Annotated in this window: 25 protein-coding genes and 2 tRNA genes; 11 read left to right on the top strand and 16 right to left on the bottom strand. The window is 71.4% G+C overall.

Features of this window, described 5'->3' with window-relative positions; all coding sequences use genetic code 11:
- Positions 1 to 148 precede the first annotated feature (148 nt).
- From def to ACWIGU_RS32790, 8 genes are all read right to left on the bottom strand, one after another.
- Positions 149 to 799, bottom strand: a complete 651-nt coding sequence (gene def / locus ACWIGU_RS32825; protein ID WP_454405296.1) for a peptide deformylase — start codon at positions 797 to 799, stop codon at positions 149 to 151.
- A gap of 65 nt (positions 800 to 864) precedes the next feature.
- Positions 865 to 1,845 (bottom strand): tetratricopeptide repeat protein, encoded by a 981-nt coding sequence (locus ACWIGU_RS32820; protein WP_454405294.1) that lies wholly within the window; start codon positions 1,843 to 1,845, stop codon positions 865 to 867.
- 150 nt (positions 1,846 to 1,995) lie between these two features.
- On the bottom strand, positions 1,996 to 3,354 hold the full coding sequence (locus ACWIGU_RS32815; protein WP_454405293.1) for an HD-GYP domain-containing protein: 1,359 nt from the start codon (positions 3,352 to 3,354) through the stop codon (positions 1,996 to 1,998).
- Positions 3,273 to 4,598, bottom strand: a complete 1,326-nt coding sequence (locus tag ACWIGU_RS32810) for an HD-GYP domain-containing protein (RefSeq protein WP_454405291.1) — start codon at positions 4,596 to 4,598, stop codon at positions 3,273 to 3,275. The genes ACWIGU_RS32815 and ACWIGU_RS32810 overlap by 82 nt, the downstream gene beginning before the upstream one ends.
- Positions 4,599 to 4,802: 204 nt before the next feature.
- Positions 4,803 to 5,114 carry a mycothiol system anti-sigma-R factor gene (rsrA, locus tag ACWIGU_RS32805; protein ID WP_326774182.1) on the bottom strand — a complete coding sequence of 104 codons (312 nt, stop codon included), beginning with the start codon at positions 5,112 to 5,114 and terminating at the stop codon, positions 4,803 to 4,805.
- Positions 5,111 to 5,776 carry an RNA polymerase sigma factor SigR gene (gene sigR, locus ACWIGU_RS32800; RefSeq protein ID WP_199841903.1) on the bottom strand — a complete coding sequence of 222 codons (666 nt, stop codon included), beginning with the start codon at positions 5,774 to 5,776 and terminating at the stop codon, positions 5,111 to 5,113. The genes rsrA and sigR overlap by 4 nt, the downstream gene beginning before the upstream one ends.
- 305 nt (positions 5,777 to 6,081) lie before the next feature.
- On the bottom strand, positions 6,082 to 6,771 hold the full coding sequence (locus tag ACWIGU_RS32795) for an alpha/beta hydrolase family protein (RefSeq protein WP_454405290.1): 690 nt from the start codon (positions 6,769 to 6,771) through the stop codon (positions 6,082 to 6,084).
- 1 nt (position 6,772) lies between these two features.
- Positions 6,773 to 7,588, bottom strand: a complete 816-nt coding sequence (locus ACWIGU_RS32790) for an SOS response-associated peptidase (protein ID WP_454405289.1) — start codon at positions 7,586 to 7,588, stop codon at positions 6,773 to 6,775.
- A 49-nt stretch (positions 7,589 to 7,637) separates the two neighbouring features.
- Between ACWIGU_RS32790 and ACWIGU_RS32785 the strand changes: the two genes are divergently transcribed.
- From ACWIGU_RS32785 to ACWIGU_RS32770, 4 genes are all read left to right on the top strand, one after another.
- A complete protein-coding gene (locus tag ACWIGU_RS32785) occupies positions 7,638 to 8,360 on the top strand; it encodes a M50 family metallopeptidase (protein WP_454405288.1) in 723 nt (240 codons plus the stop codon).
- Positions 8,361 to 8,426: 66 nt separating this feature from the next.
- Entirely contained in the window at positions 8,427 to 9,743 is a 1,317-nt protein-coding gene (gene aroA, locus ACWIGU_RS32780; protein ID WP_454405287.1) for a 3-phosphoshikimate 1-carboxyvinyltransferase, read from the top strand.
- A 16-nt stretch (positions 9,744 to 9,759) separates the two neighbouring features.
- Positions 9,760 to 10,770: a ribosome small subunit-dependent GTPase A gene (gene rsgA / locus ACWIGU_RS32775; RefSeq protein ID WP_454405286.1), complete on the top strand. Its 1,011-nt coding sequence runs from the start codon at positions 9,760 to 9,762 to the stop codon at positions 10,768 to 10,770.
- 116 nt (positions 10,771 to 10,886) lie between these two features.
- Positions 10,887 to 11,210: a DMT family transporter gene (locus ACWIGU_RS32770; protein ID WP_100595965.1), complete on the top strand. Its 324-nt coding sequence runs from the start codon at positions 10,887 to 10,889 to the stop codon at positions 11,208 to 11,210.
- Between the two features lie 55 nt (positions 11,211 to 11,265).
- Here ACWIGU_RS32770 and ACWIGU_RS32765 read toward each other — a convergent pair whose 3' ends face one another.
- Positions 11,266 to 11,871, bottom strand: a complete 606-nt coding sequence (locus ACWIGU_RS32765; protein WP_454405285.1) for a TetR/AcrR family transcriptional regulator — start codon at positions 11,869 to 11,871, stop codon at positions 11,266 to 11,268.
- Positions 11,872 to 12,003: 132 nt separating this feature from the next.
- Between ACWIGU_RS32765 and hisN the strand changes: the two genes are divergently transcribed.
- Positions 12,004 to 12,798 carry a histidinol-phosphatase gene (hisN, locus tag ACWIGU_RS32760; protein WP_100595971.1) on the top strand — a complete coding sequence of 265 codons (795 nt, stop codon included), beginning with the start codon at positions 12,004 to 12,006 and terminating at the stop codon, positions 12,796 to 12,798.
- Positions 12,799 to 12,997: 199 nt separating this feature from the next.
- Positions 12,998 to 13,399: a CBS domain-containing protein gene (locus tag ACWIGU_RS32755; protein ID WP_100595972.1), complete on the top strand. Its 402-nt coding sequence runs from the start codon at positions 12,998 to 13,000 to the stop codon at positions 13,397 to 13,399.
- 82 nt (positions 13,400 to 13,481) lie between these two features.
- On the opposite strand, the gene ACWIGU_RS32750 is transcribed toward ACWIGU_RS32755, so the two are convergent.
- Positions 13,482 to 14,963 carry a catalase gene (locus ACWIGU_RS32750; protein ID WP_454405284.1) on the bottom strand — a complete coding sequence of 494 codons (1,482 nt, stop codon included), beginning with the start codon at positions 14,961 to 14,963 and terminating at the stop codon, positions 13,482 to 13,484.
- A gap of 161 nt (positions 14,964 to 15,124) precedes the next feature.
- On the opposite strand from ACWIGU_RS32750, the gene ACWIGU_RS32745 reads away from it, so the two are divergent.
- The 4 genes from ACWIGU_RS32745 (at position 15,125) to ACWIGU_RS32730 (ending at position 18,537) form a co-directional block, all read left to right on the top strand.
- Positions 15,125 to 15,541 carry a Fur family transcriptional regulator gene (locus tag ACWIGU_RS32745; RefSeq protein WP_329570499.1) on the top strand — a complete coding sequence of 139 codons (417 nt, stop codon included), beginning with the start codon at positions 15,125 to 15,127 and terminating at the stop codon, positions 15,539 to 15,541.
- Between the two features lie 185 nt (positions 15,542 to 15,726).
- Entirely contained in the window at positions 15,727 to 16,509 is a 783-nt protein-coding gene (locus ACWIGU_RS32740) for an ABC transporter ATP-binding protein (RefSeq protein WP_454405283.1), read from the top strand.
- Positions 16,506 to 17,369, top strand: a complete 864-nt coding sequence (locus tag ACWIGU_RS32735) for an ABC transporter permease (protein WP_454405282.1) — start codon at positions 16,506 to 16,508, stop codon at positions 17,367 to 17,369. Before ACWIGU_RS32740 ends, ACWIGU_RS32735 begins: the two co-directional genes overlap by 4 nt.
- Positions 17,370 to 17,400: 31 nt before the next feature.
- Complete coding sequence (locus ACWIGU_RS32730) at positions 17,401 to 18,537, top strand: ABC transporter substrate-binding protein (RefSeq protein ID WP_454405281.1); 1,137 nt, start codon at positions 17,401 to 17,403, stop codon at positions 18,535 to 18,537.
- A 78-nt stretch (positions 18,538 to 18,615) separates the two neighbouring features.
- Here the strand turns inward: ACWIGU_RS32730 and ACWIGU_RS32725 are convergent.
- The 4 genes from ACWIGU_RS32725 to ACWIGU_RS32710 all read right to left on the bottom strand — a co-directional run bounded on the left by ACWIGU_RS32725 (position 18,616) and on the right by ACWIGU_RS32710 (position 23,976).
- Positions 18,616 to 18,689 (bottom strand) — tRNA-Met (locus ACWIGU_RS32725).
- Positions 18,690 to 18,836: 147 nt separating this feature from the next.
- The gene (locus ACWIGU_RS32720) at positions 18,837 to 20,705 is read right to left on the bottom strand and encodes a sel1 repeat family protein (protein ID WP_454405280.1); all 1,869 of its coding nucleotides are present in this window, start codon (positions 20,703 to 20,705) and stop codon (positions 18,837 to 18,839) included.
- Between the two features lie 211 nt (positions 20,706 to 20,916).
- A tRNA-Met gene (locus ACWIGU_RS32715) sits at positions 20,917 to 20,990 on the bottom strand.
- Between the two features lie 43 nt (positions 20,991 to 21,033).
- The gene (locus ACWIGU_RS32710) at positions 21,034 to 23,976 is read right to left on the bottom strand and encodes a UPF0182 family membrane protein (protein ID WP_454405330.1); all 2,943 of its coding nucleotides are present in this window, start codon (positions 23,974 to 23,976) and stop codon (positions 21,034 to 21,036) included.
- Between the two features lie 140 nt (positions 23,977 to 24,116).
- Between ACWIGU_RS32710 and ACWIGU_RS32705 the strand changes: the two genes are divergently transcribed.
- Positions 24,117 to 24,659, top strand: a complete 543-nt coding sequence (locus tag ACWIGU_RS32705) for a PPA1309 family protein (RefSeq protein WP_454405279.1) — start codon at positions 24,117 to 24,119, stop codon at positions 24,657 to 24,659.
- A 69-nt stretch (positions 24,660 to 24,728) separates the two neighbouring features.
- Here the strand turns inward: ACWIGU_RS32705 and ACWIGU_RS32700 are convergent, their stop codons facing one another.
- Together ACWIGU_RS32700 and ACWIGU_RS32695 are read right to left on the bottom strand one after the other, a co-directional pair.
- Complete coding sequence (locus tag ACWIGU_RS32700) at positions 24,729 to 25,817, bottom strand: YlbL family protein (RefSeq protein WP_454405278.1); 1,089 nt, start codon at positions 25,815 to 25,817, stop codon at positions 24,729 to 24,731.
- A 25-nt stretch (positions 25,818 to 25,842) separates the two neighbouring features.
- Complete coding sequence (locus ACWIGU_RS32695; protein WP_454405277.1) at positions 25,843 to 26,079, bottom strand: hypothetical protein; 237 nt, start codon at positions 26,077 to 26,079, stop codon at positions 25,843 to 25,845.
- Positions 26,080 to 26,129 lie beyond the last annotated feature (50 nt).

Here is a 26,129-nt window from a genome sequence, read left to right as displayed (position 1 = left end):
TTTTGGGGGGGTGCGCGGCCCCCCCCCCCCCCCGGGGGGGGGGCGCGGGCCCCCCACCCCGCGGGCGGCGCCGGGCCTGTGGCCACCGGGCCCCCCCGCCGCTCGGGTGTCACTCGGGTGCGCTCGTGGCCCAACAGGCCCTTCCCGCTCAGTCGTTGGAGACGACCTCGTAGCGCGGGGTGCCCTCGGCCATCTGCTTCAGGGCGTCCTTGCGCTCGCGCTTGGAGAGGCGGTCGATGTACAGGTACCCGTACAGGTGGTCCGTCTCGTGCTGGAGGCAGCGCGCGAAGTAGCCCGTGCCGCGGACCTTGATCGGGTTGCCCTTCTCGTCCTGCCCGGTCACCACCGCGTAGTCGGGACGCGCGAGCGGCGCGTACGCCGTCGGCACGGACAGGCAGCCCTCGTTCGAGTCGTCGAGGCGGCGCCGGTCCGCGGGCAGCTCCTGGAGCACCGGGTTGCAGACCACGCCGGTGTGGCGCGCCCCGTCGTCGTCCGGGCAGTCGTAGACGAAGACCTTCAGGTCGACGCCGATCTGGTTGGCGGCGAGGCCCACGCCCTCCGCGGTGCGCTGGCTGGCGAACATGTCGTCGACCAGCTGCGCGAGCTCGTCACCGAACTCGGTGACGTCCTTGCACTCCTTGTGCAGGACGGGGTTCCCGACGACGGTGATCGGCCGCGACGTGCCGCGCGCGACGGCGGCCTCCTCGCGGGCGGCGTTGTCCTCGGTGTCGAGGACGAAGCCCTCGTCGTCCACGGGGAGCACTCCGGCGTGCTCGTGCTCGGTGTCCTGCTGCGCCATGTCCGACGTACGCCTTCCGGTACCTGCTACGACAAATTTTCCGGGGTACAGCCTACGGGGACCGGTCAGCAGACCTCTTCAAGGTCCCGCCAGTCCCTGGAGTCCGGGCTGTCCGCGACCCAGCCGTCGAGCAGCCCCCGCACCAGCGCCGCGGGCGCCGCGACACCGCACTCGCGCTCGGGCACCCACAGCTGACCGTCCGTGCGGTGACCGAGCGGCCCCGGATGTCCGGGCTCGCTGTGGTCGTGCGGGTCCAGGTGCTCGCCGTCGCCCTCGTCGGACGGCATCCGCGACTCGGAGCACATCCGGCACAGCAGCCGCACGGAGGACGACCAGTCCTCGGCGGCGAACCCGGCGTCGGAGGCGAGCTGCTCCAGGGCGTCCCGGTCGGCCTCGGTCGCCGCCTCCAGGAGAACGACCCAGGTGGGGACGGGCGAGGGAGCCCACAGCTCGATCTCGTCGAAGACGGGGTACGAGTGCCCGATGGCCGTCGTCCGCTCCCCGTGGGGCACGCCGTCGTGCAGTACGACCTCGCCCCAGCGCCGCCCGGAGGAGGGCAGCGGGATGGACAGGACCTCCATGCGGGCGGGGTCGAGCCTGCGCCCCCACACCACCTCGGCCTCGCCCTCCGGCGACAGCCGCACGGCGGCGCTGCCCAGGTCCATGCCGGTCGGCTCGCCGGCGGCGGTCGCGCCGCCCGGCACCTTCAGTCCGTACGCCTGCCAGGCCCGCCGTGCCAGCGGCCAGTCCTGCAGGGCGGTGGCCGCGATGCCCACGTTCCACCAGTCGGGGGCGCCGCTCTCGCGGTCCAGGAGGGCGACCGCGCGCAGGCCCGCGGCCCGCGCCTGCTCCCAGTCGTGCCGGAACTTGTGCAGCAGCGCGAGGTTGAACCAGGACTCGGACAGCCACGGCTCGAGGTCGGCGGCCCGGGTGAGCAGGGCCCCGGCGTCCTCGTACCGGCCGTCGCCGATGAGCGTGAACGCCCGATCGGTGGCCTGCCGCCATGAGGCGGAGGGCCGGTGCCGTCCCTTGCCGAAGATCCTCACGATTCCCGCCTGCATTCCCGCCTGTCGGTCCGGGGGACGGTGCCCTCGGGAGGCCTTCCCCCGAGGAGCACGGCCGGGGCCTGAGCCCCCGGACATCCTCTTCTTCGCATCCAACCACGTGCGGCCGCAGAGCCGCTCATTACCCATGGGTTACCCAGCTGGGGGCAGGGTCACCCCGCCCCTCGACACGACCCTGGCCAGCGATTCCACCACATCGGGCTGGTAGTCGCGCCCCGTGGCCAGACGCAGTCGCTCCAGGGCGGTGAGGGGGCCCTGGGGGCCTTCTCCCCGGGCCATCTCGTCGTATGCGTTGGCGGTGCGGACGATGCGCGCGGTGAGGGGCTGCTCACGGTAGGGGTCGGCCTGGCGCTCGACGACGACGGCGACCTCGGCGTCCACGCCTGTCTGGCGCACGACGGCCCCGCCGAGCAGCGCGATCCGGCGCTGCTCCTGGGCGGGCAGGGCGGCGGTGGCGCCCTCGGCCACGGGGTCGACGAGGGACAGCTGCCCGATGTCGTGCATGAGGGCCGCGTACTCCAGGACGGTGAGGTCGGGCTCGGAGAGCCCCAGCTCACGGCCCACGGCGCGGCTGAGCGCCGCGACGCGCAGGGCGTGGCCCTGGGGCGTGTAGCCGGCGATCTCGGTGGCGCGGGCCAGCGAGGCGATCGTCTGCCGGTACGTGGTCCGCACGGCGGCGTACCGGCGGAAGGCGAGCTGGGTCAGGAGGAGGGGCAGGCAGAAGACGGGCAGCGCCCACAGCCCGGCGACGGCCACGGCGAGGGCGATGACGGCGCCGGTGGCGCACACCGCGGAGCCGATGCCGCTCATGGCCCGCAGCTCGTCCCTGAGCAGCGGCCCGAACGGCCAGCCGGTACGAGCGTGCGCCATGGCCGCGGCGAGGACGGCGTCGCACAGAGCGGTCAGGACGAGCAGCCCGACGAGCAGCAGCGCGTAGGCCGCGCCGTCGCCGAGCCAGGCGCCGAACCTGCCCTCGTTGTACAGGGGTTGGAAGCAGACGGCGGCGAAGGTGACGGTGAGGACGCGCCGCGCCATGTGGTCGGCGGACGGCCCGCGCCCGACCGCGAGATGCGGGACGGAGCCGACGAGCGCGGCCGCGACGCAGACGGCGACGACCTGGAGCGCTCCGTGATGCGTCGCCTGCCCCGCCGTCTCCCCGAGGAGCGCGTACGCGAGCGCGCCGGCGACCCCCAGTGGCGCGGGCTCCCGGTCCCTTCCGGGTGCCCCCCAGCGCGCGAGTTCACCGACGGCGATGAGCACGCCGAAGGCGAGCGCCGTCCCGGGTTCCTCCAGGCCGTTCCAGAGGGTGGCGCCCAGACAGACGGCGGTGAGCACGACGGCGAGGCCGTGGACGGCCGCGATCGTGGTGCGCGCCCGGCCGCTCCCCGGGCCCGGGGACCGCGTCCACGTCACCGCGAGGCCGCCCGCCGCGCGACGCGGGGCCCGGGCATCTGTCCGGCGGCCTCGTCGGCGGTCACGGCGGGGTTCCATCCGTGCCGCCCGAGCGCCCGCACCAGCGCCCCGACCATCAGCGGGTCGAACTGTGCGCCCGCGCACCGGGACAGCTCGGCGAGGGCGACGTCGACGGGCCGCGCCCGCGAGTAGGACCGGGTGGACGTCATCGCGTCGAACGCGTCCGCCACCGCCACCACCCGCGCGAACTCCGGGATCTGTGCCCCCGTGAGCCCGTAGGGGTACCCGCTGCCGTCCATCCGCTCGTGGTGATGCAGGATCGCCGCCCGCGCCTCCCCCAGGAACCCGATGCCGCGCACCATCTCGTGCCCGTACTCGGGGTGCAGTTCGATGATGCGCCGCTCCTCGGGGGTCAGCGGGCCGTCCTTGCGCAACAGGCGGGTGGGGACGCCGAGTTTGCCGACGTCGTGCAGGATCCCGGCGAACCGCAGGACCTCGGCGCGCTCGTCCGCCATGCCGAGTTCGCGGGCGATCATCATGGACGCCCGGCCGACCCGCTCGCTGTGGCCGCGCGTGTATCCGTCCTTGATGTCGACGGCCTGTACGAGGGCCCGGATCGTCTCCTGGTGGGCGGCGCGCTCGCGGTGGTACTGGGCGAACACCCAGCAGGAGATGTACATCGGCAGCAGCACGAGCAGCGCGGCGAACGGGCCGTACGGGCTGCGCCACAGGACGGCCATCATGAGGCCCGCGAGGCCGTGCACGGCGACGGGTCCGAGGGCGCTCGGCAAGAGGCCGCGCCAGGCGGCGCGCAGCGGGACGCGTTCGGCGGTGGCGAGGATGCCGCCGTCGAGCAGGGCGAGGACGGCGCAGAAGACGAGGACGGCCGCTCCGGCGGGCACGAGCGCGTACGGGAAGTGGGGCGCCGACACCGCCGCGGTGCCGCCGAGCGCTGCGTGGACGCGGGCGGCGGCCCAGGTGGCGAGGGCGAGCTGGGCGGCGCGCCAGACGCGGCGCAGGCCGGCCGGGCGGCGGTCCGTCCTCGCGACGAGCGTGCCGGGCACGGCGACGAGGGCGGCCGCCGCCGGCGGCAGGAGGAACGCTCCGGCGAGCAGGACCGGGAAGAAGGTGCCCATGCCCTTGGGGACGCGCCGCCCGATCACGCGGCACTGGCCCGCGTGTTCGCAGCCCGTGTAGAGGACGGCGAGGAGTCCGACGGCGGGCCAGGGTGTGGCCGGGCCCGCGGCGGGGGCCAGGCACGCGAGGGCGCCGCCGGCCACGCACAGGACATAGCCGAGGGCCACTGGCGAAACCGTGCGCATACCGACCCCCCCCTCCCCGTGATCCCGCTTCAGGTTCCGGAGAATAGAGCGGTGGGGAGGGCGCGCGGGCGCCATCGCGAGGATTCCCCGGGCCACCCGACGGCGGATTAGTTCATTCGGGTGACGGGGGCGGGGAACGGCGGCGGGACGTGACGTATCGCCGTCACGTCCCGCTCATCACCGCTCGGCCTCGCGGCCGTGGTCTCAGGCTTCCCGCAGCTTGGGGGCCGACGCCGTCACGTCCTGGTCGGGCACGGCCTGCCCCGACCGGATCAGGTCGATGCGGCCCATGACCTTCGACCGCAGGTCGCTCGGTACGTCGTCCTGGCCGCAGCACCGCTTGACCAGCTTCTTCACGGCCTGCTCGAGGCCGTACTTCTCGAGGCACGGAGAGCACTCCTCGAAGTGCGTCTCGAACTTCGTGCAGTCACTGTCCGGCATCTCGTGATCGAGGAACTCGTAGAGATGGTCGAGGACCTCACTGCAGTCCGTCTCGTGGTGCTCGCCGCAGCTCATGAGCCCGAGCCTTTCGCTTCGTTCGACTCCCCGGCGCCGGCCGGGACCAGTCCGCGGTCGCGGGCGTAGTCCTCGAGCATTCCGCGCAGCTGGCGACGGCCTCGGTGGAGCCGGGACATCACCGTCCCGATGGGTGTCCCCATGATGTCCGCGATCTCCTTGTACGCAAAGCCCTCGACGTCGGCGAGATAGACCGCGATGCGGAACTCCTCGGGGATCGCCTGGAGCGCCGACTTCACGTCCGAGTCGGGCAGGTGGTCGAGCGCCTGCGACTCTGCGGACCGCAGGCCGGTCGACATGTGCGACTCGGCACGCGCCAGCTGCCAGTCCTCGATCTCCTCGGCGGCACTGCGCTGGGGCTCGCGCTGCTTCTTACGGTACGAGTTGATGAAGGTGTTCGTGAGGATGCGGTACAGCCACGCCTTGAGGTTCGTGCCCTCGCGGAACTGGTGGAACGACGCGTACGCCTTCGCGTAGGTCTCCTGCACCAGGTCCTCGGCGTCCGCCGGGTTGCGCGTCATGCGCAGCGCGGCCGAGTACATCTGGTCGAGGAACGTGAGCGCGTCGCGCTCGAAGCGCAGGCTGCGCTCCGCGGCGGTCTCCTCAGGCTCTTCCGCCTGGCCGTGTTCGGTCCCTGCGTCGGTGCCAGTGACCGGACCCACCTCCTCCAACGACGTGGCGGGGCCGAAGGAGACCCCACTCGAATCGGAGAATAGACGACCATCGGTCTCAGCGGCCTGGCGATCTGCTCCGCCCGCCGTCCGAATGGGGGCGGTCTTCGCCGCGTGCAGCACGCTCCACTCCAGGTCAGCGGCGCTGCTGCGGCTCGGGCAGATGGTCGAACCCATGCGGCGGACTTCCTCTCGTAAGCACTCGTGACAACGCGTGATCTCTCGCAAGTCTTCGACAGCACTCTCGTACCGTCTGTTCCCGACAACAGACGCCCGGGCCGCAACATTCCCGGGTGTTACGCGAGTGATCCGGCCCACTTCACGACGGCGTCCACGATGAGTGCCACGGCCTCGTCCTGGCCGATGTCCGCCCGCTTGGGCACCGCGAACCCGTGGTCCCCGTAAGGGATTTCGACGAGCTCGTACGCGGTGGATCCGGGGAATTCGGCGGGCTTGCCGAAGGGGTCGTTGCCGCCCTGGACGACGAGGGCGGGGACCCCGGCGCCGAGGAGTTCGTCGGCGCGGGACTTCTCGGGGCGGCCCGGCGGGTGGAGCGGGAAGCTCAGGGCGAGGACGGCGGCCGCGCCTAGTTCCCGCGCCGTGCGGCACGCCACGCGCGCGCCCGCGCTGCGCCCGCCCGATACGACCGGGAGTCCCGGCTTCTCCAGGGCGGGCCACACCCCGCGCCAGCCGACGTCCAGGGTCTTCGGCGCGGGCGCCACCTTCTTGCCGGCCACCCGCCACGGCTGCTCGACGAGGGCGACGGTCACTCCGTGTGCGGGCAGCTCGGCGGCGACGGCCTTCAGGTCGCGCGCCTCGATGCCGCCGCCGGCGCCATGGCTGAGGGCCAGGACGAGGCGGGCCTTCTTCGCGGGGGCCGGGTGCCAGGTGATGCGGGCCTCACCCGCGCCGGTCTCGACGATCTCGGTCTTCGCGGCGGGCCCGGCGGCGCTCGTGGTCGTGTTCTTGGTCACGTTCTTGGTCACGTCAGAAGAGTGTGCCCTCCTCGGGCCCCTCCAGCTCCTTGAGCAGCTCCGGCCCGTTGTTGCGCACGTTGCTGACCGCGGTCGAGACGGGGTAGGCCCGCATCAGGCCCTCCGGCGGCGGCGCGAGCAGCGACTTCAGGTCGTCGACGTCGGTGTGCGCCGGGTCGAGCCAGGCGTCCCAGCGGTCCGGCGTGAGCATGAGCGGCATGCGGGGGTGAATGTCAAAGAGGGAGCTGGGCCCCTCCTCGGGGGCGACGGCGAGCGGCGCGGTCTCCGCCTCGGTGGTGATGACCGTGCAGGTCACCCACCAGGCGAGGGGGTGCTCGTCGGGCAGGGTGCGGTCGCGCCAGAACTCGTACAGGCCCGCCATCGCGAAGACGGAGCCGTCGGCGGGCGTGACGAAGTAGGGCTGCTTGCGCGGCCGCTTCTTCTTGCCCTCGACCTCCAGGTCGCGCTCGCCGACGCCGGTGACCCACTCGTAGTAGCCGTCGGCGGGCAGGATGCAGCGGCGGCTCGAGAAGGCGCGGCGGTACGAGGGCTTCTCGGACACCGTCTCGGCGCGGGCGTTGATCATCCGGGCGCCGCCCTCGGGGGTCTTCGCCCACGACGGCACGAGGCCCCACTTGAGCGTGCGCAGCTGGCGAACCGGATTCGGGTCGGCGGCGTCCTTCACAGGGCGGTCGAGGACCGCGTAGACCTCCTTGGTCGGGGCCACGTTGAAGTCGGGCGCGAGGGTCTCCTCGGGCTCCCACTTCTCGATCTCAAAGATTCCTGCGAGATCCTCGGGCCTACGACTCGATGCATACCGTCCGCACATACGTGCCACAGTGCCAGATACTGGCCCGCCAGAGGGAGCCGCTCCAACCATGTACGTCACCGCGAGCAGCGGCGCCGCCGACCTGTGGGACCGGGTCTTCGGCAGCCAGTCCGACCCTGATCAGTGGGTGGTGTTCGCCACAGCGGCGGCCGCGCTCGCCGTGATCGTCCCGCACAACATATGGCGGCTGTCCCGCAACGCGATCACCATCGCCCACGAGGGCGGGCACGGCATCGTGGCCCTGCTCAGCGGGCGCCGTCTCGACGGCATCAGGCTGCACTCGGACACCAGCGGCCTCACGGTCAGCCGTGGCAAGCCGTCGGGCCTGGGCATGATCCTGACCGCGGCGGCCGGCTACACCGCTCCCCCGCTCCTCGGCCTCGGCGGCGCGGCGCTGCTCGCCGCCGGGCACATCACGGCCCTCCTGTGGCTGGCCACGGCCCTGCTCCTGGCGCTGCTCGTGATGATCAGGAACGCGTACGGCGCGCTGTCCGTGCTCCTGACCGGCGGCCTCTTCGTGCTCGTGTCCTGGCTGGCGGGACCGCAGGTGCAGGGCGCGTTCGCCTACGTCGTCGTGTGGTTCCTGCTGCTGGGCGGCGTGCGGCCCGCGTTCGAGCTGCAGAGCAAGCGCAGGCGGGGCGGGGCCGGGGACTCCGACGCGGACCAGCTGTCGCGGCTCACGCACGTGCCGGCGGGGATGTGGCTGTTCTTCTTCCACGCCGTCTCACTGTGCGCGCTGCTCGGCGGGGGCCGCTGGCTGCTCGGACTGTGACCCTCTGCTCGGCGGCGCGGGGGCTCGTGATCCGGCCCGATCGCCTGAGCCCACTAAAGTAAAGGCATGACCGAAATCCCCGCGCACACCTCTCTCTGGCCCGCCCCGCACGCGAGCGGCCCCGTCTTCGCGACGGTCCATGTGCCGGGGTCGAAGTCGGTCACCAACCGCGCGCTCGTCCTGGCCGCGCTCGCCGCCGAGCCCGGCTGGCTGCGCCGCCCGCTGCGCTCGCGCGACACGCTCCTGATGGCGGCCGCCCTGCGCGCCATGGGCGTCGGCATCGAGGAGGGCGTGGGCCCGGACGGTTCCGGCGAGGCCTGGCGCGTCATCCCTTCGGGGCTGCACGGCCCGGCCACGGTCGACGTGGGCAACGCCGGCACGGTGATGCGCTTCCTGCCCCCGGTCGCGGCGCTCGCCGACGGATCGGTGCGCTTCGACGGCGACCCCCGTTCGTACGAGCGGCCGCTGAACGGCGTGATCGACGCGCTGCGCGGGCTCGGTGCCCGGATCGACGACGACAGCCGCGGCGCGCTCCCGATGACCGTGCACGGCACCGGCGCCCTCGACGGCGGCCGGGTCGAGATCGACGCGTCCTCCTCGTCGCAGTTCGTCAGCGCCCTCCTGCTGTCCGCGCCGCGCTTCAACCAGGGGGTCGAGGTGCGGCACGTCGGCGGCCCGCTGCCCTCGATGCCGCACATCCGGATGACGGTCGACATGCTGCGCACGGTCGGCGCCCAGGTCGACACCCCGGAGTCCGGCGGCGAGCCGAACGTCTGGCGCGTCACCTCGGGCGCCCTGCTCGGCCGCGACCTGACGGTGGAGCCCGACCTGTCGAACGCCCAGCCGTTCCTGGCCGCGGCCCTCGTCACCGGCGGCAAGGTCACCGTCCCCGACTGGCCGGAGCGCACGACGCAGCCCGGCGACCGGCTGCGCGAGATCTTCACGCTGATGGGCGGCTCCTGCGAACTGACCGGGCAGGGCCTTGAGTTCACCGGATCCGGCGCGATCCACGGCATCGACGTGGACCTGAGCGAGGTCGGCGAGCTGACGCCCGGCATCGCGGCCGTCGCGGCCCTCGCCGACTCCCCCTCCACGCTCCGGGGCGTGGCGCACCTGCGCCTGCACGAGACGGACCGTCTGGCCGCGCTCACCAAGGAGATCAACGAGCTCGGCGGCGACGTCACCGAGACCGCCGACGGCCTGCACATCCGGCCGCGCCGACTGCACGGCGGGATCTTCCACACGTACGACGACCACCGCATGGCCACCGCGGGCGCGGTCATCGGCCTCGCCGTGCCGGGCGTGGAGATCGAGAACGTGGGGACGACCGCCAAGACCCTGCCCGACTTCCCCGACCTGTGGGCCGGGATGCTGGGGAACTGACGGGCGGATCGAGATCATGCGCCGTTACGGCAAGAACCCCGACGAGGACGACATCCGCGTCCGCCCCAACCGCAAGGGCAACCGCCCGCGCACGAACATCCGCCCGAAGCACGAGGACGCCGCCGACGGCATGGTCCTGACCGTGGACCGGGGCCGCCTCACCGTCCTCATCGACGACATCCCGGTCACCGCGATGAAGGCCCGCGAGCTGGGCCGCAAGGCGGCCGTCGTCGGCGACCAGGTCTCCGTCGTCGGTGATCTGTCCGGCAAGAAGGACACCCTCGCCCGCATCGTCCGCATCGGGGAGCGCACCTCTGTCCTGCGCCGCACGGCCGACGACGACGACCCGTACGAACGCGTGGTCGTCGCCAACGCGGACCAGCTCGCCATAGTCACCGCCCTCGCGGACCCCGAGCCGCGGCCCCGCATGATCGACCGCTGCCTCGTCGCCGCGTACGACAGCGGCCTCGACCCGCTCCTCGTCCTGACCAAGTCGGACCTCGACCCGCCGGGCAAACTCCTGGAGATGTACGGGGCGTTGGGCGTCCCCTACGTCGTCACCAGCCGGGACGAGCTGGAGAGCGGGGCCGCGGTCGCGCGGGTGCGCGAGCAGCTCGACGGCAAGATCACGGTGTTCGTCGGCCACTCCGGCGTCGGCAAGACGACGCTGGTGAACGCGCTGGTGCCGAAGGGCAGCCGGCGTACGACGGGTCATGTCAACGCGGTCACGGGCCGCGGCCGGCACACCACGACGTCGGCGCTCGCGCTGCCGCTGCCCGACGACAGCGGCTGGGTGATCGACACCCCGGGCGTGCGCTCCTTCGGTCTGCACTACGTCGACCCGTCGCGCGTCATCCACGCCTTCCCCGACCTGGAGCCGGGCACGGAGAACTGTCCGCGCGCGTGCAGCCACGACGAGCCGGACTGCGCGCTCGACGAGTGGGTCACTCAGGGACATGCCGATCCGGCGCGTCTGTACTCACTGCGGAGGCTGCTCGCCACGAGGGAGCGGCGCGAGGGCGACTGACCTCAGCGTTGTTTGCGACCGCGCCTCGACGGTAAGTGCATAATCGCACCAAGCCGGACGCAAGATCGAAACCGTACGAAGCGGTCACGGAAGTCGAAGATGCTGGAGGCAAGCACATGGCGTGGCTGCTGGTCATCGTGGCGGGGATTCTCGAGACCGGCTTCGCGGTCTGCCTGAAGCTCTCGCACGGCTTCACCCGGCTCTGGCCGACGATCGCATTCTCGTGCTTCGCCCTCGGCAGCTTCGGGCTCCTCACGCTCGCGCTGCGCAAGCTCGACGTGGGCCCCGCGTACGCGGTGTGGACGGGCATCGGCGCGGCGGGCACCGCGATCTACGGCATGGTCTTCCTCGACGACCTGGTCTCCACCCTCAAGCTCGTCTCGATCTCGTTCGTGATCGTCGGTGTGATCGGCCTTCAGCTGTCGGGCTCGGCGCACTGAGCCGTCGGCAGCTGTCTCGCCCCTTCAACCCGGCTTCCCCGACGGGCCGTTCACGTCAGATGACGGCGGCGCCCGCCCTGCGGTGCGTCAGCGCGTCCCGCACGAGGCGCACGACGCCGCCCTCGGCCTCGGGGGCGAGCAGACAGGACAGGGCGAGCCGGACGGCCAGTTCGCAGTCGCGGGCCAGATGGTCCGCCTCCGCCCGTGGCCGCCCCGCCGAACGGAACGCGGCCGCGGCCCGCTCGCGGACCAGCTTCACCAGGTCGCCGGGACCGGGGAGCGGCCCGTCGGCCCGGCGCTGCGCGGGCACGGTGGACGACGAGGGCACCCCGGCGAGCACCGGGGCCGGCAGCCGCTCGCCCCAGCAGCCGGTGAGCACGGCCCGTACGAGCGCGCTGGAGCCGGCCGCGGTGACGGTCCACTCGGCGACGGCCTCGATCCCGGCCTGCTTCAGGGCCCGGTCGACGCCCGCCAGATAGGCGTCGGCCTCGCGCCGGACCAGGGCGCGCGCGAGCCCGTCCTTGCTGCCGAACTCGTTGTAGAGGGTCTGCCGGGACACCCCGGCGACGGCCGCCACGTCGATCATCCGCACCAGGGGCCAGGGGCGCCCGGCCACCGCCGTACCGGCCGCGTCCAGCAAGGACTCCCGCGCTGTGGGCATCGTCGCCTCCCCACGCCGTAGCGGCTCAACCGCCAGGGTTGACGCGCCCGCGTGCCCTGTCAATAGCCCTCGCGGACCGCCGGGCCCGGCGCCCTGTGGCCCCGGACCGACCTCGATCGATACTGTTCATCCATGCCCGACTATCACGATGATCTGCGTCTTGCCCACGTCCTCGCGGACGCCGCCGACGCCGCGACCATGGACCGGTTCAAGGCCCTCGACCTGAAGGTCGAGACCAAGCCGGACATGACGCCGGTGAGCGAGGCCGACAAGGCCGCGGAGGAGCTCATCCGCGGTCAGCTCAAGCGGGCACGGCCGCGGGACGCGATCCTCGGCGAGGAGTACGGGATCGAGGGGACGGGCCCGCGCCGCTGGGTCATCGACCCGATCGACGGCACCAAGAACTACGTACGGGGAGTGCCGGTCTGGGCGACGCTCATCTCGCTGATGGAGGCGGGCGAGGGCGGCTACCAGCCGGTGGTCGGCGTCGTCTCCGCGCCGGCGCTCGGCCGCCGCTGGTGGGCCGCGAAGGGCGCGGGCGCCTACACGGGCCGCAGCCTGACGTCGGCCTCGCGCCTGCACGTCTCCAAGGTCGGGCGCCTCGCGGACGCCTCCTTCGCGTACTCCTCGCTGAGCGGCTGGGAGGAGCAGGGCCGGCTCGACGGCTTCCTCGACCTCACGCGCGCGGTGTGGCGCACGCGCGGATACGGCGACTTCTGGCCCTACATGATGGTCGCCGAGGGCGCGGTCGACATGGCGGCGGAGCCGGAGCTCTCCCTGTGGGACATGGCGGCGAACGCGATCATCGTGACGGAGGCGGGCGGCGTCTTCACCGGCCTCGACGGGCGCCACGGCCCGCACAGCGGCAACGCGGCGGCGTCGAACGGCCTGCTCCACGGCGAGCTGCTGAGCTACCTGCAGACGTGAGCGTCGCGCCGCTACGGCGCGCGGAAGCTCCATAACGGCGCAACGGACCTTCCGCGCCCCCTTGTTGACGGCCCGAACGGCTGCGACTCTGAGAGTCCCCCCACTTGTGAACTTGTGAATCCGTTCTCCAGGTCGGGACCGGAGGCAATCCTTCGGCATCCCGGAGGTCGCGGATTCACCAAGGAGGTGGCTCACGCCCATGCTCGTCCGCGACGCCATGAGCACGATGGTCCTCACCATCGGCCCCGCCCACACACTGCGCAGGTCGGCCCGGCTGATGTCCGAACGCCGCGTCGGCGCGGCGGTCGTCCTCGACCCCGACACCTGCGGGATCGGCATTCTGACCGAGCGCGACATCCTCAACTCGCTCGGCCTCGGCCAGAACCCGGACCACGAGATCGCCGGCACCCACACCACGACCGACGTCGTCTTCGCCGCCCCGGCGTGGACGCTCCAGGAGGCTGCCGAGGCCATGTCGCACGGCGGCTTCCGGCACCTCATCGTGCTCGACGACCAGGAGCCGGTCGGCATCGTGTCGGTCCGCGACATCATCCGCTGCTGGGCCCCGGCCCGCCGCGCGTCGACGACGCTGGTGAGCTGAGCCGCGCACGGCACCGCCGTACGCGAACAAGAGGGCCGGCCCCCGACGGGAGCCGGCCCTCTGCCTGCGTCAAGCGTCCCGGTCAGCCGCGAAGGGCCTGGACCGCGGCCTCGAGGCGCTTGCCGAAGTCACCGTCCGCCTGGCGGAAGTTGCCGATCGCGCGCTCGGCGATGTCGTCGCGGGAGACGCCCGCGATGTTGCCCGCGAGGTTCTCGATCAGACGGGCCTTCTCGTCCTCGGACATCAGGCGGTAGAGGTTGCCCGCCTGCACGAAGTCGTTGTCCTCGGCGTGCGAGGGGGCCTCGTGGTTGCCGGTGCCGCCGGTGACGGGTGTCGACACCCACAGCGGCCGGTCCGTCTGAAACGGGCCGCCGAAGGAGTTCGGCTCGTAGTTCTTCGCGCCCCGGTGGCGGCCGTCGTACAGGAAGCCGTCACGGGAGTTGGTGCGCGCCTCGGTGGCGTGCGGGCGGTTCACCGGCAGGTGGTCGGCGTTGATGCCGACGCGGTAGCGGTGCGCGTCCCCGTACGCGAAGAGGCGGCCCTGGAGCATCTTGTCGGGCGACGGGCCGATGCCCGGCACGAAGTGCGCCGGCGAGAAGATGCTCTGCTCGACCTCGGCGAAGATGTTCTCCGGGTTGCGGTTGAGCTCCAGCTTGCCGATCTCGATCGCCGGGTAGTCCTCGTGCGGCCACACCTTGGTGAGGTCGAACGGGTTGAAGCGGTAGGTCGCCGCGTCGGCCGCCGGCATGATCTGCACCTGCACGGTCCAGGACGGGAACTCGCCGCGCTCGATGGCCTCGCGCAGGTCGCGCTGGTGCGAGTCCGGGTCCTCACCGGCGAGCTTCGCGGCCTCGTCGGCCGGGAGGTTCTTGATCCCCTGGTCGGTCTTGAAGTGGTACTTGACCCAGAAGACCTCGCCGGCCTCGTTGTTCCACTGGTACGTGTGCGAGCCGTACCCGTTCATGTGGCGGAGCGTCGCCGGGATGCCGCGGTCGCCGAAGAGCCAGGTGACCTGGTGCGTCGACTCAGGGCTCAGGCCCCAGAAGTCCCACACGTTGTCGGCCTCCTGCGAGCCCGTGTACGGGTCGCGCTTCTGCGTGTGGATGAAGTCGGGGAACTTGATGGCGTCCTTGATGAAGAACACCGGGGTGTTGTTGCCGACGAGGTCGTAGTTCCCCTCCTCGGTGTAGAACTTCAGCGCGAAGCCGCGGGGGTCACGCACGGCGTCCGCGGAGCCGAGGCTGCCCGCGACGGTGGAGAACCGCAGGAACGTCTCGGTCTGCTTGCCGACCTCGGAGAGGAACTTGGCCCGCGTCCACTGCGAGACGTCCCGGGTCAGCGTGAACGTGCCGTACGCACCGGCGCCGCGGGCGTGCACGATGCGCTCCGGGATGCGCTCGCGGTTGAAGTGCGCGAGCTTCTCGAGCAGCGCCTGGTCCTGGACCAGTACAGGCCCGCCGACGCCCGCGGTCTCGCTGTTCTGGTTGTCGGCGACCGGCGCGCCGGCCTCCGTGGTGAGCGGTCCCTGCGACGTCACGTGCGCCTCCTGCCCCGGTGCAAGCACCGGCTCCACTGGAGCGGCTGTTGCCGCGCCCTCATCTGCTGCAAGTCCTGTCCTTGGCCAAAGCCAGTTTCGATCCTACAATGGACATTGTCCAAGTCAAGTGAGCTTCCAAAGTCACACCCGTTCGGGACCTGGTCCCTCCGCCTGTTAGGCTGGCCCTCATGAGTGACCTGTTGGAACGACTGCGCGGACGCGGCTGGCGTATGACCGCGCAGCGGCGCGTCGTGGCCGAGGTCCTCGACGGCGACCATGTCCACCTGACGGCCGACGAGGTGCATTCGCTCGCCGTCGCCAAACTCCCCGAGATCTCCCGGGCGACCGTCTACAACACGCTCGGCGAGATGGTCTCCCTCGGTGAGGTCATCGAGGTCGCCACGGACAAACGCGCCAAGCGCTACGACCCGAACGCGCACCGCCCGCACCAGCACCTGGTCTGCGCCCGGTGCGGCGCGATCCGGGACGTCCACCCGAGCGGCAACCCGCTCACCGACCTCCCCGACTCCGAGCGCTTCGGCTTCACGGTCTCGGACGTCGAGGTGACGTACCGGGGCGTCTGCCCGAACTGCGCGTCGGCGTAGCCCCCACCACCCTTTCCGAAGAGGGCCCGCACCGGACGGTGCGGGCCCTCTTCGCGCCCCCCTCCAGCGAGCCCCCGCGCGCCCCTTTGGTCCGTATCTCAACAACCCGCCCCCTTCCCCAATCTGACGACCCGTCATATCGTCGGCGGCGGCGCCCACCTCCACCGCACCCCGGGAGGGAAACCGTGGGAGATCCGCACCCCAAACTCCAGGCCCGTACACTCACCCGGTCCTTCGGCCGAGGCCACCGCACGGTGGCGGCCCTCGGCCCCCTCGACCTCACCGTCGCCCCCGGCGAGTTCACCTGCGTGGTCGGCCCCTCCGGCTGCGGGAAGTCCACCCTCCTGCGCATCGCCGCCGGCCTGCTGCGCCCCACCGCGGGCGAGCTGGCCATCCGCACGGACAGCGACCGCCCGGCAGCGATGATCTTCCAGGACTACGGGATCTACGACTGGAAGACGGTCCTGGCCAACGTCCGCTTCGGCCTCGACATCCAGAAGGTCCCCCGCCGCGAGGCCGACGCCCGCGCCACCGACTGGCTCACCCGCATGGGCCTCGCCGACTTCGCGGACGCCTATCCGGCCGCGCTGTCCGGCGGCATGCGCCAGCGCGTCGCCATCGCCCGCGCACTCGCCGTCGAGCCCGAGATCCTCCTCATGGACGAGCCGTTCGCGGCCCTCGACGCCCAGCTGCGCACGATCCTCCAGGACGAGCTCCTCGACCTCACCCAGACCACCCGCACCACCACCCTCTTCATCACCCACAGCCTGGAAGAGGCGATCGTGCTCGGCGACCGCGTCCTCGTGATGTCGGCACGGCCGGGCCGCATCATCGCCGAGCGCCGCCCGCCGTTCGCCCGGCCGCGCACCGGCGACATCCGCTCGACGCCCGAGTTCACCGCGCTGAAGGGCGAGTTGTGGGATCTGCTGCGGGGCGAGGTACGCCGCGACGAGGTGGTCCCGGCATGACGACGACCGCCCCGAAGGACGACACAACGCTCCTGGTCAGACGGCCGGGCCCGCAGGAGCTGCACCCCGCCCGCACCCACCGCAGGCGCCGCGCCCTCGAACTCTCGCTCGCCGTCGCCGTCCCCCTCGTCCTGGTCCTGCTGTGGCAGCTCGCCGCCACCCAGGCGTGGATCGACGACCGCGTCTACCCGGCGCCGTCCACGATCCTCGTGGACGGCTGGCACCGCGCCGCGGACGGCGACCTGTGGCCGGACGTGTGGGCCACCCTCAAGCGCGTACTCGCCGGATACGCGATCGGCACCGTCACCGGATACGCCCTCGGGCTCCTGATGGGCTCGCTCTCCGTGGTGCGCGCCGCCCTGGAACCGATGCTGGACGCGCTCTACGTCGTCCCGAAGCTGGCCCTGCTGCCGGTCTTCCTGAACATGTTCGGCCTCGGCGAAGGCCCGCAGATCGCGCTGGTCGCCACGACCGTCTTCTTCTTCGTCTGGATCTCCACGATGGCGGCGGTGCTCGCCGTCCCCTCCGGCCACCGGGACGCCGGGCAGGTCTTCGGCGCCTCTGCGTGGCAGATGTTCCGGCACGTCCTGCTTCCGGCGTCGCTGCCCGCGGTCCTGGTCGGCGCCCGGATCGCCGCCGGCGTCGCGGTCCTCGTGATCGTCGCCTCCGAGCAGATCGCGGCCACGAACGGCCTCGGCCACCTGATCTTCGACGCCCGCGCCCTCTTCCAGAACGACGTGATGTTCGTCGGCATCGTCTGCGTCGCCGTGCTCGGCGTCGTCTTCTCCGAACTGGTGCGCGTCGCGGGCCGGCTGCTCACTCCGTGGGCGCCGCGCGACCGCGGCCGCGGCCAGTCCTGACCTCCACCGTCCCTTCCCGTACGGAGAATCCATGCGCACCAGACTCGTCTGTACGACCCTGCTCGCGACCGGCGTCCTGTTCACCTCGGCCGGCTGCGGCGGCGGCAGCACCTCCTCGTCGGACACGGCCGCGAAGCCCCGCACGGTCAAGGCGGTGGCGGGCTGCGGGAAGAACGGCTGGACCGATCCGTCGGACCTGGCCGCCGACCGCGCACCCGCCCGCTGCGACAAGGGCGCCCCGGCCCCGGTGAAGCTCGCCAGGACCCGCAAGCTCACCATCGCGACCGGCACCCTGAGCGCCGAGTACGTGGCCCCGCTCGAACTGGCCCTGCAGAAGGGCGAGTTCAAGAAGGAGGGTCTCGACGTCACCCTGAAGGTCCTGCCGACCCCGGACGCGCTCCCGCTGCTGGCCAAGGGGGACATCGACGCGCAGTGGGCGGCGCCCGAGGCCGCGGTGATGAACGGCATCAGCGGCGGCTTCGACATCAAGTGGGTCGCCGGGAACTTCTCGCCGGACCCGAAGTCCAAGAGCGGTATGTGGGTGCGCCTGAAGAAGGGGCGGAGCCCGGACCACGTCCCGATGGCGGGGCGCAGGCTCGGCACGATGATCGGCAAGGGCTCGGTCATCTCGTACCCCATGGACAAGGCGCTGAAGAAGCACGGCGGCGGGCTCGACAAGATCCAGTTCCAGCAGCTCGGCTCGGCCGACGTGCTGACCGCGCTCCAGAACGGCGGGGTCGACTCGGCCTGGCTGCTCGACCCGGTGTGGCGCAAGGTCGACGGCGACAAGCGGTTCGCGTTCCTGGGCGGCCAGCCGCTCGGCGAACCCCTCGGCGGTCTCCTGTTCGGCCCGAAGCTCCTCAAGGAGGACCCGGATGCCGGGGTCGCGTTCCTGCGCGCGTACATCCGCACGGTGAACACGTACTTCGCGGGCGACTACAAGAAGGACCGGGCGTTCGTCGACGGCCTCGCCGGGCTCCTGAAGACCGACAAGGCCGTACTGGAGTCGACGCCGTCGCTGCGCATGGACTGGGAGATCAGGGCGGGCACGACGGACCGGCTCCAGGCGGCGTACCGCGCGGCGGGCGTCTCCAAGGGGGATCCGCTTCCGGAGGACAAGGTCGTGGACCGGGCGCTGTACGGAGAGGCGGTGGGCCACAAGCCGTGACGCCGGGCGATCCAGGCGGTCCGGCCGGGAAACAGAGCTGAGGCCCGGAACCAATGGTTCCGGGCCTCAGGCCTTCAGTAGCGGGGACAGGATTTGAACCTGCGACCTCTGGGTTATGAGCCCAGCGAGCTACCGAGCTGCTCCACCCCGCGTCGGTGAACACGACTGTACGCGAACGCCCCCGACCAGCGCAAATCCCTTCCGGCGTCCGGCCCGCGGGGGCGAAACGAGGGTCTGACGGGGGTGTGGCGGGGACCGGGCGTTCGTCGACGGCCTCGCCACACCCCCGTACGCCTCCGTTACGCGGACAGCTCCGACCGCAGCGCGTCCCGCAACCGCCCGGCCCGCTCGGACACCTCGGCCGGACCGAGCTCCACTGCCCGGTGCGCCCACCGCTGCCCCTCGACGAGGTCGCCACGGCGCGCGCACAGCAGCGCGAGCCGCAGCGCCGCGCGCCCGTGCCCGGCGTCGGCGGCACGCGTCCACCACAGCGCGGCCTCCGGCTCGCTCCCCTCGCGGGCGAGCAGCAGCCCGAGGTTGAACGCGCCGTTGCGCGAGCCCGCCTCCGCGGCCTCGCGGTACCAGCGCGCCGCGCGGACGATGTCGCCCCGCGCCGCGGCCAGCATGCCGACCCGCACCTGCGCGCGCCGGTGCCCCTGCTCGGCGGCCCGCTCGTACCACTCCTCGCACTCGGCGCGCTCGCTGACGCACTCGCCGAGCGCGGGCGGCCCGACCGGGGGCTGCCGCGCGTCGAGGACCGTGGCCAGGCGGTACGCGCCCTCGGCGCTGCCCCCGCCGGCGGCGCACCGCAGATGCCGCTCGGCGGCCCGCTCGTCGCCGTCCCTCAGCCGGACGATCCCGGCCTGGAGCGCGGCCTCGGTGTGCCCGCCCGCCGCGGCCCGCTCGTACCACTGGAGGGCGGCGACCTCGTCGTCCCGGCCGGCGTACAGGATGCCGAGGTTGAAGGCGGCGTCCACGCTGCCCGCCTCGGCGGCCTTGGAGAACCACGGCTCGGCGCCCGCCGCGTCGCCGCCCTGGAGGAGCAGCACGGCCAGCGCGTTCGCCGCCTCGCGGTGACCCGCGTACGCGGCACGCCGGTACCACTGGTCGGCCTGCACGGTGCGGCCCTGCTCGGCGCAGAGCAGGCCGAGGTTGTACGCGCCGTTGATGTCGCCCGCGTCCATGGCCGCGCGGTACCAGCGTTCGGCGGTCTGCGTCTCGCCACGCTGGGCGTGCAGGGCGCCGAGCGCGTTGGCAGCGTTGCCATCGCCCTCCTGGGCGGCGCGCAGCCACCAGACCCCCGCGCTCTCCTCGTCACCGGCGTCGCGCAGCAGGAAGCCGAGCGCGCAGGCGGCCCGGGGCTCGCCGTCCTTCGCGGAGTTCAGGTACCAGCGGCCGGCCTCCTTGAGCTCGCCGCGCTTCTCCAGGATCGCGCCGAGGTGCAGGGCGGCCCGGCGGTGTCCGCGCGCGGCGGCCTGCCGGTACCACTGCTCGGCCTCCGCGGCCGCGGGCAGCTTCCTGCGGGTGCCGGTCTCGGCCGCGACCCCGGGGGCGCCGCTCTCGTCGTCGGCGGGCGCGGGCGCACCACGGAGCGCTCCCTCGGGGCGCTCGTGCGCGGCGCGCCGGTCGAGGGTGCGGGCGAGCCGGTAGGCGGCCTCGCGGTGACCGTGCTCGGCGGCGGCGCGCATCCAGCGCTCGGCGCCGACGTCGCTGCGGTGTTCGAGGAGGTCGGCGAGCGCGTACGCGCCGAGGGCGTGGCCCTGTTCGGCGGACTGCCGCAGCCAGTACTCGGCGGCGGGCTCGTCGCCGCGCTCGCGGTGGTGGCGGCCGAGGGCGTGCGCGGCGGGGGCGGATCCGGCGACGGCGGCGACGCGCCACCAGCCGGCGGCCTCGTCCGCGTATCCGCGCTGGTGCAGCAGGACACCGAGGTTGTTGGCGGCGGCGCGGTCGCCCGCGGCGGTGGCAGCGCGCAGCTGGGGCTCGGCTCCGTCGAGGTCACCGCGGCGCAGCAGCATGGCTCCGAGAACGCTCATCGCCTCGACGTCGCCGGACTCGGCGGCCGGCCGATGACGTGCTTCCTCGGCGGCCGCCCCGGGTTCCTCCCGGTCGGCCGGCTGCACAAACCGCCCCGTCTCCAACAGAGTTGCCTTGTCCCCCATAACGTCCATCGTCGCACCACCTGCAACCTGGGTACACCTGGTATACCGCAGCCAGTGAGGTCACTTCAGCGTTTTGTCGACATGCCCACAGAGAGATAAGTGAAACACGAAAACCTCAACTACCCCCGGGAGAGGCACGCTTCGCACGGACGGACGGTTTGCCGCGCACACGACGAAGGCCCGGATCCTGAAAGATCAGGATCCGGGCCTTCGTCTTCAGTAGCGGGGACAGGATTTGAACCTGCGACCTCTGGGTTATGAGCCCAGCGAGCTACCGAGCTGCTCCACCCCGCGCCGTTGTGTTCAAACCGTACCACGGCGCGAGGTGGGTCTTCGCTCAGCTGCTCGAGCCCCCACTGTTCTCGCCGGTGTCCTTGTCGGCGCTCTGATCAGCACTCTTGTCGCCGGACTTGCCGTCGCCGGCCGCCTTGTCGGCCGCGGACTGCGCCTTGTCGGCGCGCTTGAGGGCATCCTCCAGCTTGTCCTGCGCGTCGGCGTAGGCGTGCAGGTCGCCCTTCTTCATGGCGGCCTGGCCATCCTCGAAGGCCTTCTCCGCGTCCGCGAGAGCTTCCTTGACCGTGGAGTTCTCCGGTGGCTTCGTCGTGTCGCCACCGGGCTTCTCCGGCTCGGCCGGCTGCGCGCCGGCCACGCCGAACGCCTGGTTCAGCGCGTCCCCGAGGTTGTCGGCGAATCCGGTTCTGTCGCCGTAGGAGACCGCGACCTTGCGCAGCAGCGGGTACTCCGCGTTGCGGCCCTGTGCGTAGATCGGTTCGACGTAGAGGAAGCCCTTGTCGAGAGGCACCGTCAGCAGATTGCCGTACAGGACCGTCGAGTCGGCGCCCTTCATGTCGCGGACGAAGTTCGCCACGGACGACAGGGAGTTGAGCTTGTTCTGCACCTGTTCCGGGCCGTACACCTTGTCCTCGGTGACCCGCAGCAGTCTTATCGTGCCGTAGTCCTTGCTGGTGGCATCGGCGTCGACCGCCATGAACGCGCGCAGGTTGGGGCGCCCGCTCGGGGTGAACGTCGTCGTCAGCGAGAACTGCTGGTCGGTCTGGCCCGGCATCTTCATGGACAGGTAGTACGGCGGGACCGCGCTGTTGTCCTTCTTCGTCGGGTCGTTCGGGACCTGCCACGCGTCGGACGCGTTGTAGAACTGGTCGGAGTCCGTGACGTGGTACAGGGACAGCAGCTCGCGCTGCACCTTGAACATGTCCTGCGGATACCGCAGATGGTCCTTGAGCTCCTGCGGGATCGCGCTCTTGGGCTCGACCGTGCCGGGGAACGCCTTCTTCCAGGTCTTGAGGACCGGGTCCTTGTCGTCCCACGTGTACAGCTTCACCGTGCCGTCATAGGCGTCGACGGTGGCCTTCACCGAGTTGCGGATGTAGTTGACCTGGTTCTGCTGGGCCACCACCGCGCGCTGGGTGTCGCCCTCGTTGAGGGAGTCGGCCGTCGTGTCACCGAGCGTCGTACGGGACGCGTACGGGTATCCGTTCGACGTCGTGTACGCGTCGACGACCCACTGGATCTTGCCCTTGACGATCGCCGGGTACGCGTCGCCGTCGATGGTCAGCCAGGGGGCGACCGCCTCGACGCGCTCCTTGGGCGTGCGGTTGTACAGGATCTTCGAGCCGTCGCCGATGGCTCCCGAGTACAGGATCTGCGGCTCGCTGAAGGAGACCGCGTACGCGGCGCGGTTGATCGGGTTGGAGAGGCTGACGCCGCCCTTTCCGCTGTAGCTCGTGGTCTTCTGGGTGCCGTCGTCCTGCTCGTAGTCGAGCTCCTTCTGGGGCCCGCCGACGATCGAGTACTGGCGGGTCTTCTCGCCGTAGTAGACCCGCTGCTGGTACGAGCCCAGGGTCCCGCCGGCGGGCAGGCCCGACTCGGTGAACAGGGGTGCGCCCGGGGAGTCCGGGTCGGTCTGCGTGCCCTTGGCCGCGACCGCTCCGAAGCCGTGCGTGTAGGTGAAGTGGTCGTTGATCCAGTTCCGCTTCTCGACGCCCGCGAGGTTGAGCTCGCGCAGGCCGATGACGGTGTCCTGGCCCTTGTAGCGGTCGACGTCGAGGGTCTTCGGGAACTGGTAGTACTTCCGCTCCTGCTCCAGCTGCTGGAACGTCGGCGAGACCACGTTCGGATCGTTGACCCGGTAGCTGGCCGCCGAGTCGGCATCCGTGCGCTGCTTGTTGGAGTCCTTGACCGTGCCCTTGCCGGTGTAGTCCACCGGGGACACCCCGGCGATCCCGTACGCCTTGCGGGTCGCCTCGATGTTCTTCTCGATGTACGGGGCTTCCTTGGACTGCTCGTTCGGCTGGACCTGGAACTTCTGGACGATGGCCGGATACAGGCCGCCGATCAGGATCGCGGAGAGCACCATCAGGCCGAAGCCGATGACGGGCAGCTGCCAGGTGCGCCGCCACAGCGTCGCGAAGAACAGCACGGCGCAGATCGCGGCGATGCAGAACAGGATGGTCTTGGCCGGCAGATACGCGTTCGCGTCGACGTACCGCAGGCCCGTCCAGTTGTCCGTCGCCTTGAAGTCGCTGGACTTCACCGCGAGCCCGTACCGGTCGAGCCAGTACGCGACCGCCTTGAGGGTCACGAACACGCCGAGCAGCACGGAGAGATGACCGGTGGCCGCGGCGGTGGCGCGCGCGCCCGGGCTGGTGATCCGCAGCCCGCCGTACAGGTAGTGGGTCAGCGCGGCCGCGATCAGGGAGAGGATCGTCGCCGCGAAGCCGAAGCCGAGCAAGAACCGGTACCACGGCAGGTCGAACGCGTAGAAGGCCACGTCGAGGTGGAACTGGGGGTCCTTCTGGTGGAACGGCACGCCGTTCACCCACATCAGCCACGTGCGCCACTGGGTGGCGGCCGAGGCGCCCGCGATGAGGCCGACCAGGGCCGTGATGCCGAGCAGCAGCCACTTCTTGTAGGGCGCGATGCTCATGCGGTACCGGTCGAGGCTCTGCTGCTCCATCGACATGGCGCTCAGCGGGGGCCGCAGCCGGTGCGCGAGCCAGACGTTCAGTCCGACGGCGATCGCCATCAGCAGTCCGAAGACGAAGAACAGCCCGATCTTCGTCCACAGGGTGGTCGTGAAAACGGACGAGTAGTTGACCGATCGGTACCAGAGCCAGTCGGTCCAGAACCCTGCGAACATGACGAAGGCCATGCCCAGTGCGGCAAGGACGCCGAGCGTCATGAGCAGGGAACGGACGCGCCGGGACGGTCGGCCCACTCTCATCCGTGGCCCCGTCGGGCCTCCGCCGCGGTCCGGCATCTGGAAAGCCAAGGTGCGCACCTCGAAAAGTTCGAAATCGATCGGTCAGGCCCCCGTGTTCGCGGACCCATCACCTATGCAACTTACTCACGCTTTACTCAGTTCCCGGTTCCGGGTACTAACGAGGCAGGATTGTGACCATGTCCAACACTCCCATGGCAGCCAGCCCGCTCACCCGGGCCGTACTCGAGATCGATGAGTACGCCTCCGGCCTCGGCTGGGACCAGCCCGCCCGCCTCTTCGCCCTCGTCGACACCGCCCGTCTGCGGGCCCAGGAACCCGGCCTCGCGGCCCAGCTCGGCCTGGACGGCGAGCAGGAGACCGCGGCCTTCACCCCGATCGAGCAGGACGAGGTGCCCGCCGACAAGCCGCTCGACGAGTTCCTCGGCACCATCGCCTGGCCCGACGCGGTCGTCGGCTGCGCCCTGACGGTGGAGCGGCTGATGCTGCCGCCGTCCGCGGAGGCGTCCGTTCCGGAGGGGCTCGGTGAGGCACAGCTCGCCGACTGGGTGGCGAAGCACCCCAGCCGTCAGGAGGTCCGGATGACGGTCGCGGTACTGCGTGACGGTGCGCGCGAGTCGGCGCTGCGCCTGCGCGAGAAGGACTCCCCCAACGAGGTCCTCACCGGGTCGGACCTGGTCCCGGGCCTGGCCGAGGCCCTCGCGGCGACGTTCGCCGAGTAGCACCCGCGCCGCAACGGAAAAAAAGGGGGGCGCCGCACAGTGTGCGGCGCCCCCTTCATGAACCTCGTGTCACCCCTTGACCGTGCACTTCGGCAGGTCGGCGGTGTTGCCCGAACGGATGTCCTTGAGGGCGTTCATCGCGTCGTCGATGGTGTTGACCTTGACGAGGGTCAGTCCGCCCGGAACATCCTTGGCCGCCTCGGCGCAGTTGTCCTTGGGGGTCAGGAAGTAGCGCGCGCCCTTGCCGCGGGCGCCGACGGTCTTCATCTGGATGCCGCCGATCGGGCCGACCTTGCCGTCGTCGTCGATGGTGCCCGTGCCGGCCACGAACCTGCCGCCGGTGAGGTCCTCGGGCGTCAGCTTGTCGACGATGCCGAGCGCGAACATCAGTCCGGCGCTGGGGCCGCCGACGTCGGCGAGCTTGATGTCGATGGCGAACGGGAACGTGTGATCGGTTCCGGCCTGGATGCCGACGATGGCGCGGCCGTCCTTGGCCTTCTCCGTGGTGACCGTGACGTTCTGCGTGACGGTGGGCTGCTTGCCCTCCTTCTCGGCTGCGGCCGCGTCCTTGACGGGCACGGTCGTGAAGGAGACGTCCTGGCCCGGCTTGTGCTTGGTGACGAGCTTCGCGACGTCGGCCGGCTTCCCGACCTTGGTGCCGTCGACGGCCTTGATCACGTCACCGGCGTGCAGCCGTCCCTCGGAGGGGCTGCCCTTGATGACCGACTGGACGATCACCCAGGACTTCACGGGGATCTTCAGCTCGTTCAGGGCGGCGACCTTGGCGCTCTCCTGGGACTGGCTGAACTCCTCGGCGTTCTCCTGCGAGGACTGCTGCTCGGTCTTGCCGTCGGGGTAGAGCGTGGCGTGCGGCACGACGATGCTGTCGTGCGCGAGCCAGCCGTAGACCGCCGAGACGAGGTTCATGTTGTAGTCGGCGCTCGTGACCCGGACCGTCGTCATGTTGAGGTGACCGGTCGTCGGGTACGTCTTCCGGCCGGAGATCTGGAGCACCGGCTCGCCGTCGTGGTCCCCGAGCGTGTTGACCGTCGGTCCCGGGGTCATCTCCGCGTACGGAACTTTGATGAGCACTCCCGCGCAGAGCAGCGCGATCAGCATCAGGGTCGAGGCGAGCATCGTCGCGGTGCGGCGTGGCATGGAACGACAGTACGGGACCGGTCCGTCAGTGCACCGCTGGGGCGTCCGTCCGGGACTCGACCGGGGGCAGCGCGTCCGCCTCGGGGTCAAGGGGGACGGTCTCCGTCCCGGTGTGCGACCGTTCCATGGCCTCGCGGAAGCGGACGTACCCGTTGAGCTCCGACACGTCACCGGTCCTGCGGTTCCGCGCGGCCCAGCTGCCCCACAGACCGGCGCCGACCGCTGCGACAAGCGGAATGAGCAGCCACAAGAGCGCCCCCATGCCGGACCTCCAACCGCACGAGCCACCACAACTGACTGATCAGCAGATTA

The sequence above is a fragment of the Streptomyces sp. NPDC055400 genome, from assembly GCF_053644375.1.
The sequence above is the reverse complement of the archived record's forward strand: the minus strand, read 5'-3'. Positions and strand labels throughout refer to the sequence as shown.